General features: G+C 59.2%; 13 protein-coding genes and 1 tRNA gene. 6 read left to right on the top strand and 8 right to left on the bottom strand.

Annotated features, from left to right (window positions below):
• Positions 1 to 24: 24 nt before the first annotated feature.
• Together AC2YI2_RS10900 and AC2YI2_RS10895 are read right to left on the bottom strand one after the other, a co-directional pair.
• Positions 25 to 843: an ABC transporter ATP-binding protein gene (locus AC2YI2_RS10900; protein WP_487386494.1), complete on the bottom strand. Its 819-nt coding sequence runs from the start codon at positions 841 to 843 to the stop codon at positions 25 to 27.
• A 10-nt stretch (positions 844 to 853) separates the two neighbouring features.
• A complete protein-coding gene (locus tag AC2YI2_RS10895) occupies positions 854 to 2002 on the bottom strand; it encodes an MlaE family ABC transporter permease (protein WP_487386849.1) in 1149 nt (382 codons plus the stop codon).
• 151 nt (positions 2003 to 2153) lie between these two features.
• Between AC2YI2_RS10895 and dgcA the strand changes: the two genes are divergently transcribed.
• A complete protein-coding gene (dgcA, locus tag AC2YI2_RS10890; RefSeq protein ID WP_487386493.1) occupies positions 2154 to 3137 on the top strand; it encodes an N-acetyl-D-Glu racemase DgcA in 984 nt (327 codons plus the stop codon).
• Here dgcA and AC2YI2_RS10885 read toward each other — a convergent pair.
• Positions 3107 to 4309 carry an MFS transporter gene (locus AC2YI2_RS10885; RefSeq protein WP_487386492.1) on the bottom strand — a complete coding sequence of 401 codons (1203 nt, stop codon included), beginning with the start codon at positions 4307 to 4309 and terminating at the stop codon, positions 3107 to 3109. The genes dgcA and AC2YI2_RS10885 overlap by 31 nt on opposite strands.
• 192 nt (positions 4310 to 4501) lie before the next feature.
• Here AC2YI2_RS10885 and AC2YI2_RS10880 point away from each other — a divergent pair, with 192 nt between their 5' ends.
• Complete coding sequence (locus AC2YI2_RS10880) at positions 4502 to 5329, top strand: alpha/beta hydrolase (RefSeq protein ID WP_487386491.1); 828 nt, start codon at positions 4502 to 4504, stop codon at positions 5327 to 5329.
• A 102-nt stretch (positions 5330 to 5431) separates the two neighbouring features.
• Here the strand turns inward: AC2YI2_RS10880 and AC2YI2_RS10875 are convergent, their stop codons facing one another.
• Positions 5432 to 6274 carry a UDP-2,3-diacylglucosamine diphosphatase gene (locus AC2YI2_RS10875; protein ID WP_487386490.1) on the bottom strand — a complete coding sequence of 281 codons (843 nt, stop codon included), beginning with the start codon at positions 6272 to 6274 and terminating at the stop codon, positions 5432 to 5434.
• Between the two features lie 155 nt (positions 6275 to 6429).
• On the opposite strand from AC2YI2_RS10875, the gene AC2YI2_RS10870 reads away from it, so the two are divergent.
• Complete coding sequence (locus AC2YI2_RS10870; RefSeq protein ID WP_487386489.1) at positions 6430 to 7527, top strand: DUF2865 domain-containing protein; 1098 nt, start codon at positions 6430 to 6432, stop codon at positions 7525 to 7527.
• A gap of 203 nt (positions 7528 to 7730) precedes the next feature.
• Here the strand turns inward: AC2YI2_RS10870 and AC2YI2_RS10865 are convergent, their stop codons facing one another.
• On the bottom strand, positions 7731 to 9299 hold the full coding sequence (locus AC2YI2_RS10865; RefSeq protein ID WP_487386488.1) for a caspase family protein: 1569 nt from the start codon (positions 9297 to 9299) through the stop codon (positions 7731 to 7733).
• 160 nt (positions 9300 to 9459) lie between these two features.
• Between AC2YI2_RS10865 and AC2YI2_RS10860 the strand changes: the two genes are divergently transcribed.
• Positions 9460 to 10794, top strand: a complete 1335-nt coding sequence (locus AC2YI2_RS10860; protein WP_487386487.1) for a M10 family metallopeptidase — start codon at positions 9460 to 9462, stop codon at positions 10792 to 10794.
• Between the two features lie 81 nt (positions 10795 to 10875).
• Here the strand turns inward: AC2YI2_RS10860 and tig are convergent, their stop codons facing one another.
• From tig to AC2YI2_RS10845, 3 genes are all read right to left on the bottom strand, one after another.
• Positions 10876 to 12354 carry a trigger factor gene (gene tig / locus AC2YI2_RS10855; protein ID WP_487386486.1) on the bottom strand — a complete coding sequence of 493 codons (1479 nt, stop codon included), beginning with the start codon at positions 12352 to 12354 and terminating at the stop codon, positions 10876 to 10878.
• A 216-nt stretch (positions 12355 to 12570) separates the two neighbouring features.
• Positions 12571 to 12654, bottom strand: a tRNA-Leu gene (locus tag AC2YI2_RS10850).
• Between the two features lie 510 nt (positions 12655 to 13164).
• Entirely contained in the window at positions 13165 to 13470 is a 306-nt protein-coding gene (locus tag AC2YI2_RS10845; protein ID WP_487386485.1) for a hypothetical protein, read from the bottom strand.
• Between the two features lie 58 nt (positions 13471 to 13528).
• On the opposite strand from AC2YI2_RS10845, the gene AC2YI2_RS10840 reads away from it, so the two are divergent.
• Positions 13529 to 13672, top strand: coding sequence for a DUF1127 domain-containing protein (locus AC2YI2_RS10840; protein WP_487386484.1), 144 nt, complete (start codon positions 13529 to 13531; stop codon positions 13670 to 13672).
• Between the two features lie 394 nt (positions 13673 to 14066).
• Entirely contained in the window at positions 14067 to 14210 is a 144-nt protein-coding gene (locus AC2YI2_RS10835; protein ID WP_487386483.1) for a DUF1127 domain-containing protein, read from the top strand.
• The last annotated feature ends 69 nt before the right edge of the window (positions 14211 to 14279 follow it).

Below are 14279 nucleotides of genomic sequence, written 5' to 3'. Positions count from 1 at the left end.
CGAATACTTTCGTCTCTTGTCCGGTTATACTCTTATGGGTTTCTTGGTCTCGGACCGAGGTATCGAGCGAGCGCGCTTGCCGCGGAAGTATGACTGTACCCATTCATCGGGACAATCAAGCATATCGTCGATCGTTCCTGAGACCAGAACGCGTTTTTTCCCGAGCACTGCAATCCTGTCACACACGGAAAACAGGCTGTCGAGATCGTGGGTTACCATATAGACCGTGAGCCCCAGCGTATCTCTGAGCTTGGCGATCAGTTCGTCGAATTCGGCAGCGCCGATCGGATCGAGACCGGAAGTCGGCTCGTCCAGGAAGACGAGTGCAGGATCGAGCGCGAGAGCGCGCGCCAGCGCCGCGCGCTTGATCATCCCACCCGAAAGCTGCGACGGGTATCTGTCCGCCGCTTCCGGAGCCAGGCCAACCAGCTCGATCTTGAGGCGCGCGAGCTCGTCCATCAGCGGCATCGGCATGTCGAGATATTCCCGCATCGGGAACTGAATGTTTTCCTTGACTGTCAGCGCCGAGAACAAGGCGCCGTGCTGGAAGAGCACGCCGAGTTTCATGTCGAGCTCGAACCGCTCGTTATCCGGCAGGCTGCCGTAATCCGTTCCGAGCAGTTCGATCGTGCCGGCCTGGCGTGGGATGAGGCGTAGAATGGAGCGCATCAGTACAGACTTGCCGACGCCGGACGCGCCGACGAAGCCGAGGATCTCCCCGCGATAAATGTCGAGGTCGAGTTTGTCGAGGACAAGGTTGCTGCCGAAAGCCACGGTGATGCCGCGCGCAGAGAGCACGACGTCCCGTTCATCCGCTCCGGCTCCCTGTGGCTGGACAATCACAATTCGATCCTCAGAAATTGATCGCTGCGTAGAACATGGCGAAGATGCCGTCGACGAGAATGACGACGAAGATTGCCTTGACGACTGAGGCGGTGACATGGCGGCCGAGCGACTCAGCACTGCCGCCGACCTTGAAGCCTTCTACGGAGGCAACGACGCCGATGATCAGTGCCATGAAAGGCGCCTTCAGCATGCCGGAAACGATGGTCGAGACATCGATAGCCATTTGCAATCGAGACAGAAAGACTTCGATCGTGATCCCCGAATAGATATTGGCGACCGTAGCGGCGCCGGCGAGAGCCGCGAAATTCGCTATAACCGTCAATAGCGGCAAGGCAATCGTCAGCGCGAGCAGCCTTGGGAAGATCAGAACACCGACCGGATTGAGGCCCATGACCTGCAGGGCGTCGATCTCCTCCCGCATCTTCATCGAGCCTATTTCGGCGGTGATCGCGCTGCCTGTGCGGCCCGCGATCATGATTGCAGTCAATAGCACGCCGATCTCGCGAAGCTGCAGGATGCCGACGAGATCGACCACGAAGATCTCGGCGCCGAAATAGCGAAGCTGGAAGGCGCCCTGCTGGGCGATGATCGCACCGATCAGGAACGACATCAGTGCGATGATCGGCACCGCGTTGACGCCCATTTGCTCGAGCTGGGTGAAGACGGCGGCAGGCGAAAGCCCGCTGCCCCGACCGAGCTTGAGTTGCGCACCTCTGACGGCAGAACCGATAATGTTGAAGGACTGAACCAGGTCGTCGACCAGGTTCGCGATGAGGCCGCCGAACGGCGAGAATATGCGCTCGAAAAACGTGCTTCGGGAGACGTCGACTTGCGGCTCGGGCAATTCGGGCGGCAGGGCGGCGATCAGATCCATCATACCGGCATGACCGCCAGCGAAACTCAGGCTTCCGGCATTCTGCTCGAGCGCGGTTGCAAGCCGGCGGATCACCCATGCGCCACCCGTGTCGAGGCCTTCAAGCGCCGTAAGATCGATGCGCGCCGCACCGGTGAACGTTCGGGCTTCGATCTCCTTGATGTGAGCGTTGACCTCGGCGATAGAGGCGTTGAGCCACGACCCCGACAGCCGAAGATTGACGCCCCCGGTGGGATAGTCGACCTCCAATCCGGCCCTCGGCGCCGTATCCGCCATCAGCATCCTCTCAGCTTCGCGTTCTGCGCCCGCGATCAAACTGCTTTGCTGTGCTAAGACAAGAAGATTCGACTGGCCGGAGAATTATTTGGCATTAAACTCCGCGCTGGTTCAAGATCGGGCGAGCCAAGAAATCCAAGTGTCGGAGGCGTTACAGATGACGCGTCACCTCGAAACAACAATCGAGACCTATCCGATATCAGGTGTCTTCACAATCTCGCGGGGATCGCGCACCACGGCTGAGGTCCTCGTCTGCTCAATCACCGAACGCGGCGTGACCGGTCGCGGTGAATGCGTTCCTTACAAGCGCTATGGCGAGACACTCGAAAGTGTTGAAGCGCAAATCTGGGCGGAGCGCGATTTCGTCGTCGATGCCGGTAGTCGGCACGATCTCGTGAAGCGAATGAAACCCGGCGCGGCGCGCAATGCCATCGACTGTGCACTCTGGGACCTCGAATCCAAGCTGGCCCATGTGCCCGTGGCGCGCGCGATCGGCGTGGAACCGGCACAGCCACTGGTGACCGCCTACACACTTTCGCTAGGCGAGCCAGCGGCAATGGCCGAACAGGCGCACCACCACCGCAAGCGGCCGCTGCTCAAAGTCAAACTCGGAACGGCCGACGACGAGAAGCGCATGCAAGCCATCCGCGACGCCGCACCGGACAGCCAGTTGATCGTCGATGCCAATGAAGGCTGGACCACGGACAATCTTGAGCGCCACCTAACCTGCGCAGCCGAATGCGGCGTGCAGCTGATCGAGCAGCCGCTGCCGGCGGGCAACGATTCCCTGCTCGGTCACATCAAGCGCAAGGTCGCGATCTGCGCCGATGAAAGTGTCCATCTCACGGCCGATCTCGAACATCTCCGGAACCGTTACGATGCCGTCAATATCAAACTCGACAAGTCGGGGGGCCTGACCGAAGCGATTGCAATGCGGAGGGAGGCCGAGAGGCTGGGCTTTTCTGTCATGGTGGGCTGCATGGTCGGCTCGTCACTGGCCATGGCGCCGGCGGTGCTGCTTGCGCAGGGCGCCAAATATGTCGATCTCGACGGGCCGCTCCTGCTCGCGGCAGACTGCGCCAATCCGCTGAAATACGAGGGTTCCCTGGTCTATCCGCCCGACCGGATACTCTGGGGCTGAACGAACATCGCTGCGACGACGCAGCCCACGCCGGCCGCGGCGATCAGCGCCATGATGTAAAAACCCTGGACGCCATAGGCCTGGAAGATGAAACCCGACGCCCATGAGGTCGCGACGGTGAAGATGCTGATGAAGAATTGATAGAAGCCCTGGGCTGAAGCGCCGCGCTCGTCACCGATCCTCTCCATCAGGAAGCGCTGGATGCCGACGTGAATGATGCCGAATGTGAAGGCATGGGTCGCTTGAAGCGAGAGATACGACCAAAAACCATCCACGACGGGAAACAGGCTCCAGCGAACGACCGCAACCACACAGCCGACAAGCACCAGCGAAAGATTCGAGAAACGCGCCAGATGGCGTCCCGAAAGAAAGAAAAGCAGGATTTCGGCCACCACACCTGCGGTCCAGAGAAAGCTGATCTGGACGCCGGATATGCCGTTGGCGGTCCAGTAATTCGTTGCAAAGGCGAACAGCAGGCCGTGGCTGCCCTGGACCATTGCGGCGCCTGTGATGACCAGCAGGAAATCGGTTTGCCAGAACGGATTGCGTCGGGCGGCGGCCCCGCTTGCCGACCTTTCGGCACGCGCCGCGCGCCCAAGGCGTGGTGCGGCGATGGCGACCAGCGTGGTGAAGGCAAAAAAGAACGCCATGGCGGGCAGCACCATCGCGCCACCATAGAGTTCGAGCAACCATCCGCCGATCAGTGTGGAGACAACGAAAGCGATCGATCCCCACATTCTGAGGAAGCCATAGTCGAAGCCCCAACGGCGGACGCCGGATACGAGGATGGCCTCGGCAATCGGCACGAAGGGAGCATAGAAGAGGCTCTGAATGCCGTAAAACACTGCGATCGGCCAAAATGATTGTGCAAACAGCATGACCAAGGCGGTGGCGAGCGATACCGTCGCCGACCAGATCATGACGATTGCCCGATCGCTCACCCGATCTGCCAGGGCTGCGCCGATTGGCATGCCGAGCATGCGCACCAGGAAGGGGATCGAGACGATGATGCCGATCTCGACATCCGACATGCCCATGTCCTGCAACATCGCCGGCAAATAGAGGAGCCCGATGCCGTTCACCATCATCGGCGCGCAGAAGAGCAGAGCAGAGCGCCAGGCGAAAAAGGCGGGCGGCCCCGGCTGGGTTGTCGAAGGTGGCGATAGCAGCATTGATTGAAGTCCGACGATACCGGGATGCCCTGCCTGCGGCAGACGGCGGAAGTGCGGCGGATGCCCTACCCTCCCGGTGATTCACCGCTAACATGCTGAGGCACGTACGCCAAGGAGATCCGCACCATGCGTTGCGGATAGTTGGACGGACGTGCAAAGATGCAACAAGGATCAATTGAGGGATGCGCCCGCTTGTCGACACTAGTTCTTTTCGCCAAAGTGGCAGTGGCAATTGCTGTGGCAGGCTATGTCGGCGCCTGCGTCCTTCTCTACATATTCCAGGCGCGCTTCATTTTCCCGGGGGCCTTCATGCCATTGCCGCCGGGCATCGAAGCCGAGAGCCGTGCGCTCGGACTTGAGCCCTTCCTACTTCAGACACCCGATGGCGAATCGTTGCATCTGCTGCATCGAGTACCCGGGCCTGGCCGTCCCGTGCTGGTCGTCTTTCACGGCAATGCCAGTTATCCGGAGGATTACGGCTTTCTCTACGCTGGCTGGGTCGGGGACGGTTACGGCATCGTCGCGCCAGTCGCGCGCGGCTATCCCCGGTCCTCGGGCTCACCTGGGGGTGAAGCCATGCTTTCCGACGCGCTTGCCATTCGCGACTGGATTGCTACGACCTACCCTGACAATCCGGTCGTGGTCTTTGGTCAGTCGCTGGGAACCGCGCCAGCCGTGCATATGGCTGCCCGTCGCGAGGTGGCAGGCGTGATCCTGATATCGCCGTTTACCTCGATGCTCGCGCTCGTATACGAAAAGGTGCCGTGGATTCCGGCACGACTTCTCCTTGCGTCCCCCTTCCGTAGCGATCTTGACGCCCCGGACATCAGGGCGCCTGTCCTGATCTTTCACGGCGAGAGGGACGCGCTGGTCCCGATCGAGCAAGGACGCGCGCTCGCGGCATTGATAAAGGCGCCCGTAACGCTGGAGGCGATCCGCATCGCGGGTCATGCGGAAGGTCTTTTTGGGGTGGCGACCCAAGAACAGATCGCTTCATTCCTTGCGACAATATCGCCGTAAGATTATATTTCCCAGATGGCGATCGGTGTCGACAAGGTCGCGAAAGCTCAAGCGACGCTCGGCCTGTTCCCTTGATATCGAAGACGGAAAGTCGCCTGCTCGTCAGGCCGCCGCCACCTGTTTCGCCCGGCTCTGCGGCAAGAGCCTTATCGGTACGAGCGTCGGGCTGGAGGGCTTCGCTTCCGCGGTGCTCTGCCAGCGGATCAGCTCCATCGAGCCGTCGAAATGCTCGACCACCGCCGTGCAACTCTCCACCCAGTCACCGGTATTGATATAGGTGACGCCGTCGATGTCCTCGATCACGGCGTGGTGGATATGGCCGCAGATCACGCCATCCACGCCATGGCGCCGCGCTTCGTCGGCAACGACACGCTGAAACTCGCCGATGAAGTTCACGGCCCGCTTGACCTGAAGCTTCGCCCAGGCGGAGAAGGACCAGTAAGGCAGGCCCAGCACGCGGCGCAGGCGGGCGATCCAGACATTCAGAGCAATTGCAAGGTCATAGGCCCAATCGCCGAGATGGGCGATGAAACGGGCGTTGCGCACCACAACGTCGAACTCGTCACCGTGAAGGATCAGGTAGCGCTTGCCGTCGGCCGCCTCGTGGATGAAGTTTTGCGCAACCTCGATGCCGCCGAAATGGACGCCTGGGAACTCCCTCAGGAAGTCGTCGTGATTGCCCGGCACGTAGACGATGCGCGCACCCTTGCGGCCCTTGCGGAGCAGCTTCTGGACGACGTCGTTGCAGTTCTGCGGCCAGTACCAGGAGCGCTTGAGACGCCAGCCATCGACGATGTCGCCGACGAGAAAGATCGTATCTGCCTCATACACCCGCAGGAAATCCAAAAGGAAGTCGGCCTTCGACGCCTTGGATCCGAGATGGATATCGGAAAGGAAGAGAGTCCTGACTTTCTTGATGTCGTGGCTTTCCAATTCTTCTGACATGGCAACCTCGCTGTTTGCCACAGGGGAAAACAGACTCTCATATCAGCTTTATGACAGAGGCCCGGTCACGGCCATTAACCGTGGGAATTAAAGGCGTTTTTAGCTTTTCGAAAGATAGAGTAGATTGCGCCTGTCTCAATCAGCATTGCGATCTCATGTTCAAGTCCCTGTGCCTCGCCTTCCCGGTCGCATTGGCACTCGCTGTTTCCAGCGGGGCGATGGCGTCTGAACTCTGCGACCGGCTGACCAACGAGCTGACCGCTCTTTCAGAAACTTACAGTGCGCCTGCAAAGGTGCGGAAATATGCGCGCGCCATCGCCGAGCAGAAGCTCTCAATTCGCGAGCTGCGCTATAACATGCGCGAATCCGGCTGCGGCGCGGGTTCGGTGTTCCACATCGGCGGCGAGAATGCGGATGAATGCGCCGAGCTCGAAGACAAGATGGCTCGGATGGAGACCAATCTCGCCATCCTGAACGAGAAGCGCATCAGCCTGATATCCGGCCAGGAAGATGATCAGCGCCGCCGGCGGCTTGTAGCAGCCATCGACGACAACCGCTGCAACGACCAGCCGGTCCTGGCAAGCACCGATCCCGTGGTCAACGGCGCCGACGCTGTTGTCACTGACATGCCCGACGGCTTCGAGACGATCCGGGTACCGCAATCCAACGAAGGTTATGGCGACAGCCAGTTCGTCGATCTCGGCGGCAGCGCGACGAACGGGTCTTATCGGACGATGTGCGTTCGGACCTGCGACGGCGCCTTTTTCCCGATCTCGTCGCGGGCGACCTCGATGAGCTTCCAGCGGGATGCACAAGTCTGCTCGATGATGTGCCCTGGGGTCGAAACCGAGCTGTTTTATCATTCGATCCAGTCCGAGACCGATTCCATGCGTTCCGCCGTGACCGGCCAGCCGTATGACGATCTCGACAATGCCTATCGCTTCCGCACCCAGAGTGCACGCAAGGACAAGACCTGCGGCTGCAATTTCTCCCGCTATTACAAGGAGATGATGCGGCGCGAGGCATTTATCAGCGATCCCACCAAGCGCGAGCCGAAACAGAGCTCCATCGTGTGGGTAAAGCCGGAGCTACGCGGGCAACTCGAAAAGGAAGCCGCCGTCAGCAAGCCGGTCAAGGAATCGAAGCTGCGTGACTATAAAGCGGATACCAAGATCCGCCTCATCGGCCCGAAATTCTTGCCTGACGAAGAGGCCGTCGATCTCCGCACGCCGAAGCCGATTGCACAGAACTGACGCCTGTCTGATCTCGCGCCATCAGAGTCGTCGCAGCGCGAGGTCGCCGCAGGATGTGATGCGCCGAAGTGTGACTTGCCAGTGCGCTGCAGGGCCCAAGCATCGCTTCTTGGTGCCAAATCATGCCGCGACCCTCTATTCAGCCAGCCCAGGGGAAACTAGCCGATGACGCCTACATGAAGGGGAGCCGAACAGCCGTCGGCTCACCGCGAGCGGGTATATAGCGGCAGAATGGCGATCGACGAATCGGTGCCGTCGATGCGCTGGGACAGGGCCGCAAGCAATTCCTTGGGGTTCATGCCGCGCTCGATGGCGCGACCGACCGCCTCCAGCTGTTCGTTCGAGGATATCACCACCAGATGATCCGAGCCGAAGGGTTCGACGACCTTCATTTCCTTGAGCGGCGACTTCATCTGCGGCTGGTTGTCGACGACGAGATCGAGAAGCTGCACCTCGCCGGTATTGGCGAGATTGAACACCAGCATGTTGCGATAGTCGCCGCGGGTCGCATTGAACTTGATGTGCTCGCCAGCGAGGTAGAGCTGCTTTTCCGGCGCGATCATCATCTTCCCGGGATTCTGCGAGGCAATCGCCTTGAGGAAGTCGAGCAGGATGAATTTGGACACGATGTCGTTGACGGTAAAAGCGCTGACCTTCTCGGCCACGACGTCGCCATTCGGCGAGCGGAAGAGCCCCGTCTTGGCATCCCATTCATAGGCATGGGCGCCGCCCTCGACATCGTCAGGAACGAGATCCGTTCCGGTCACGACCAGCGGCAGGAGGGGGTCGAAGCCGAGTTCGCGCGCGCGCACCATCGGCCGGCGTCCAGTCTTCTCGGCGGGACGCGCCGACGAAGCAACGACGGGCGCGTAGCTCACGGAGAAGAGATTCTCATCGCTTCGTGCAGCGACTGGCGTGAAGACGGGATTCTGCAAGGCCTCGGAACGCATCCGCACCGTTGACATGACATAGTCTTCGAGCTCGATGCGGCTGACGGTGCCGTCACCATTCTGATCGGCCTTGCCTTCAAGCGCACGTGCAAAGGCCCAGGAGAGTGCACCGCGCGACCGTCCCTCGATCACGACCTCGGGCACCGGCAGTGCCTCGGCCGTTGCCGCGAGCATGGTGACATTCTCCGGTGTACGATTCTCGGCCTGCATCACGGCGTCCGTGCTGGCGCTGCCGCTGACCATGGCGAGCAGTTCCGACAGCATCCGGCTGTCGCCGAATTCCACGAAGCGCTTCTTGCCCTTGACCGCGCGATCCATGCCGCCCGAATGGCAGGAGTCGGAAACGAGGACGACCTTGACGCCCTTGTGGCCAGCTTCTGTGAACCATTGATTGAGTTCGTTGTCGAAGACCGATTCCCGCCAGGTCTCGCGCAGGTTCTTGGGATCAAACCCCGGAAGCACCCAGAACTCGTCGAGCCCGTCGCGTTCGTCGCCGGGGTTGAGTTCCCTCAGTTGCGCGCCATGGCCGGCATAGGTGACGAAGATCGTATCGCCGGACTGCGCTTCGTTGAGCAGCGTCGTCCAGGCATTGACAATATTGGCCTTTGTCGCCTCCCGGTTCGTCAGCTTGACCACCCGCGTATTGCCATTGGCGCTAAACGCGGCGGTGATGTCCTGGGCATCGTTTGTCGCACCATCGAGGCTTGCAACCGCGGTGTATTGATCGATGCCGATGACGAGCGCCGAACTGTTGGCGGCGTGCCCAAGCGCGGGCGCGGCAAGCAGCAACCCCAAGGCCAAAGAGCGCAAACCGATCGACATGAAATTCCCCCAACGTTCAACGAGGCGCAGTTTTACCGCACCCTATTCTTATCAGAAACGATTTTCAGGGAAGCGATATTCTCGGGGAATAAAAAGATTCATGGTCACGTCATAAGTTCGGTAACCAGCTGCAAGGGCACAATTTGAAGACGGGGACGGCATGAAATACAAGACTGACATCATTCCTGAGTCTCAAGGCATGATCGCGCGCGCCGCGACAGGTACGGTCACGAAGTCCGGCGACGACCTCGCCGATGGGGTGCTCTCCGGCTACGAATGGTCGGGCGCTTCGCTCACATACTCCTTTCCCGACAACAAGGGCGATTATGGCTACAAGGGAGAGCGGGACCACGGCTTTGCACCGGTCAACAACAAGATCCAGAATGCGGCTCGCCAAGCCCTAGACGAGGACTATGGCGGCACAGCCAATGACGCGTTCTCGGTCGAGGGTTTCACCAAGCTCGACGTGAGCGAAGGCAGCGGCAAGAATGCCGATATCCGCTATGCGGAATCCAGAGAGGCCAACCCCACCGCCTATGCCTATTATCCCGCCGGAGGCGACATCGGCGGCGATGTGTGGTTCGGCAAGGACTCAATCTACGACAATCCGAAGGTCGGACACTACGCATTTACCACAGTGCTTCACGAGACCGGCCACGCGCTCGGCCTCAAGCATGGCCACGACGCCGTCAGTTTCGACCACATCAAGACGACGCTCCATGGCAAGTATGACTCGCTCGAATATTCCGTCATGACCTACCACAGCTATGCCGGCCAGAAAGGTGGCGGCGGCTACAGCAACGAGCTGCATGGCTTTCCCCAGACATATATGATGGCAGATATCAGGGCACTGCAGCACATGTATGGTGCAGACTTCACGGCCAATAGCGGCAACACCGTCTATTCCTGGAAACCCAATAGCGGCAACACATTCGTCAACGGCGCGGTGGGCGTCAATCCGGAGAAGAACCGCATCTTCGCAACGATCTGGGACGGTGCGGGCGAGGACAGCTACGATCTGAGCGCGTATTCCGCTGATCTGCAGATCGATCTCAGGCCAGGCCAGTTTAGCATTTTTAAGAAGAGCCAGCTTGCGGATCTCGACCAGTTCTCCGGCAACAAGGATCGTATCGCGAGTGGCAATATTTACAATGCGCTGCTTTTCGAGGGCAACACGTCATCGCTGATCGAGAACGCCATCGGCGGCGCGGGTGACGACCTGCTCAGGGGCAATGGCGCGAACAACAAGCTGACCGGAAATGCCGGCGATGACACCTTCTTCTTTCGCACGGGCGGTGGGAACGACCAGATCATGGACTTCACCGCCGGCGACAAGATTGACCTTGTCGGCATGGGCCTGACATTCGCCGACATCCAGACGCTCGGCGCCAATTCCGCCGGCGATTTCCTGATCAATTTCGGCAATGGCGATACGCTCAGGGTCGAGAACCGTCTGGAAGCCAGCATGACCAGCTCGGATTTCATCCTCGCCTGACCAGGCTTCGCGGGAACCGTCCCGAAAAGAGAGAGGCCACCCTCTCGGGCGGCCTCGTCGTCCATCAGCAATTTGGCCGGCTTATTCCGCGTCGGCGGCTTTTTTCTTGGCCGGAGCCTTCTTCTTCGGAGCAGCTTCCTCTGACGCTTCCTCAGCGGCCTCGGCCTTGGCGGCCTTCTTCTTCGGCGCCGACTTGGCTTCCTTGGCGGGCTTGCCACCCTCTTCCTCGTCGTCGGCCATCAGCTCTTCCTTGGTCACGGTCTTGTCGGTGACCTTGATCTCATTGAGCAGGTGATCAACCACCTTTTCTTCGAAGATCGGAGCGCGGAGGCCGGCAATGGCGCCCGGAGTCTTGCGGAAATACTCGATGATTTCCTTTTCCTGGCCCGGGAACTGCGAGATCTGGGCGTAGAGCGCCTTGTTCATCTCGTCTTCGGAAACTTCGACTCCGGCCTTCTCACCGATTTCGGAAAGCACGAGGCCGAGCTTGACGCGGCGCTCGGCGAGCGTGCGATATTCGTCGCGCGCCTTCTCTTCGGTCGTGTCTTCATCCTCGAAGGTCTTGCCGGACTGAGCGAGGTCGCCGTTGATCTGCCGCCAGATCTGCTCGAACTCGGCATCGACGAGGGTCTGCGGCACCTCGAAAGCGTAGAGGTCGTCCATCTGGTCGAGGATCTGACGCTTCAGCTTCTGGCGGGTGATGTTGCCGAACTGGCTTTCGATCTGGCCGCGGACGATTTCGCGCAGCTTGGCTTCGGATTCGAGGCCGAGCTTGGAGGCGAGCTCATCATTGATTTCGAGCTTGTCCGGGGAAGCGATCGCCTTGACGGAAACGTCGAAGGTGGCTTCCTTGCCGGCGAGGTTCGGGGCCGGATAGTCGGCCGGGAAGTTCACGGTGATAGTCTTCTCGTCGCCAGCCTTGAGGCCAACGAGCTGTTCCTCGAAGCCCGGGATGAAACGGCCCGAGCCGAGAACGAGTTCGGCATTGGAATCCTTGCCGCCGTCGAAGGGAACGCCGTCGACCTTGCCTTCGTAATCCATGGTCACGCGGTCGCCATTGGCGGCCTTGCCCTTCTTTTCCTCGTAGGAACGCGTGCTTTCGGCGATGCGCTCGATCTGCTCGTTGACTTCGGATTCCGGGATCTCGACGACTTCCCTGACAACCTTGATGCCGGAGACGTCCTTGAGCTCGATGGCCGGGATCACTTCATAGGAGAGCGTGAATTCGAAGTCGGCCAGGGCGTTAAGGATCTTGTCGGCCTCCTTCTCGTCCTCGGTCATGGCGATTTCCGGCTGCGTCGCCGACTTTTCGCCGCGCTCGGAGAGGATTTCGGATGGTCGCTTCTGGATGATCTCGTTGACGAGTTCAGCCATGACGGACTTGCCGTACATCTTTTTGATATGCGCAGGCGGCACCTTGCCCGGACGGAAGCCGTTGATACGCACGCGGCCCTTCACGTCTTCGAGGCGCTCATTCATGCGCGCTTCCATGTCCTTGGCCGGGATCACGACCTTGAGTTCGCGCTTCAGCCCTTCAGCGAGCGTTTCAATTACCTGCATGTTCCTACCTTTATCTCTAGCGGGCGGCGCACTGCCTGCCTGCCCGACCTTGAAATGAGCCCAACCCGCCCATCCGTGGGGACGGCTTTATGCAAATTCACGAAAGTTTTGCAAGCGAAATGGCATTGTCGCACGACTTTCAGGCACATTTTTGCCCAAGGAAGGCCATATATGAGAAAAGCTCCAGGCCGCCTTCCAGAATGCCTGCATGGACGTTGGTGCGGGTGGAGGGACTCGAACCCCCACGCTTTTGGCGCCAGAACCTAAATCTGGTGCGTCTACCAATTCCGCCACACCCGCAATATAGGAGCGGCTTGTAGCCGGCCCATGGATGGCCGTCAACCGACGACGACGGCCCACACGACAAGTGCGTCAGAGGTCACGCCAGCTCTGCAATCTTCACCGACTGCCGTTGCACGAAGCATCTTTCTACGCCCACGAAGCCAAACGAAGAATCCCGCGACTGATTTTCGCTCAACCGCGGAGGACTAACTTTCCGCGCGTTAATTTTTCCTAAACTTATTTGCGCCAGAATGAATATAAGGAAGATAGTTCCGACAGCTTCTCAGTCGTGCAGCAAACGCATATCGACCATGCTTTTATTGCACTGCACAAAAGCGAAAAGTCAGACTATATTCAAAGCATCGAAGGACGGGTTCTTTCGAAGATAGTCGAAGCGGAGTTGGCGAGCCGCTGCCGGGAAGTCCCGATGAAAATGCCCGCTCGATAGAGCGAAACATATTCGGAGATTGCGCACTCCTCCTCCCAGCGCGTCTTCGATTTGACTGATGGCACTCCTCCTCCCAGCTGTCAGTCATACTCAACGACGCCCACCGGATCTCCTCCCCCGGTGGGCGTTTTGAGTCTCAGGCTTGAGCCCATTTCATCATATTGCGCTCTGCCAAGTTGCTGTTTTTCTGGGCGCAATCGTAGATTTCCCATTTGCCCATCGATTGGGCAGTTGCCCAAGATCGCCGCGCGATTGCCACGTTTTTGCCACTTGTTTGAACTTTTTGTTAACATTTCCTGATAGTTAGGCGCGTGAATTGCAAATTGCGCATAGGTGCACTGCCGCATACGCGCTGGTGTTTGGTGCGATGCAGCATTATCTTCCAATCATCAAATTCAAGGGCAGAGGTCATCCGGACCGAAGCCACGACGAAAGGAAATGAAAATGAACCTCACACGCGCCTACAACAACTGGGTCAAGTATCGCCAGACTGTTACCGAACTCGGCCGCATGTCCAACCGCGAGCTCGCCGACCTTGGCATCGCCCGCCAGGACATCCGTTCGGTCGCCCGCAAGGCAGTTCTCTAATACCTCTGCCGCTCCGGCGACAGACCTAGGGACGAACAGTCCCGTCACGACAGTCCTCCCAAGACCGAAAAGCCGCCGGCACGTCCGGCGGCTTTTTGTTTTTGCTCTTCGCTTATGCTGCGAATGCGAAAGCCGCAAACGCTCGCCTGCGACGCCCCTGCCCGCTTCCAGATTCTGGGCACGTATTTCCGCAAGCGCCGACAATCGCAGACCTTTTCCGTTAACTTATGGCGCCTTTTTGGCCCCCGCCTGTTTTCTGTGCGACCAATGCTTAAATGCATGGCAGCTGCATATTATTTGCACTGCACAATATAATTATTCGCGTGTATAACGACATCAAGTTTGAAGCACGGCCAAAGGGCCGGAGCAAAATAAGTCTAAAGAGGAAACGTCCATGAACCCGCTTCGTATCGCCTTCAATTGGGTCCAGTATCGCCGCACGCTCTCCGAGCTCAGCAATCTCTCCAACGAGACCCTGAACGACATCGGCGTGAGCCGCTACCAGATCCGCGGCATCGCTGCCCGTACTTTCCGCTAAGATTATTCGATGCGGAACCATTAAAACGCCGCCTCCTCCCAGGGCGGCGTTTTCGATTCCAAGGTTCCC

It is taken from the genome of Rhizobium sp. SRI_017, assembly GCF_057586295.1.
The sequence above is the reverse complement of the archived record's forward strand: the minus strand, read 5'-3'. Positions and strand labels throughout refer to the sequence as shown.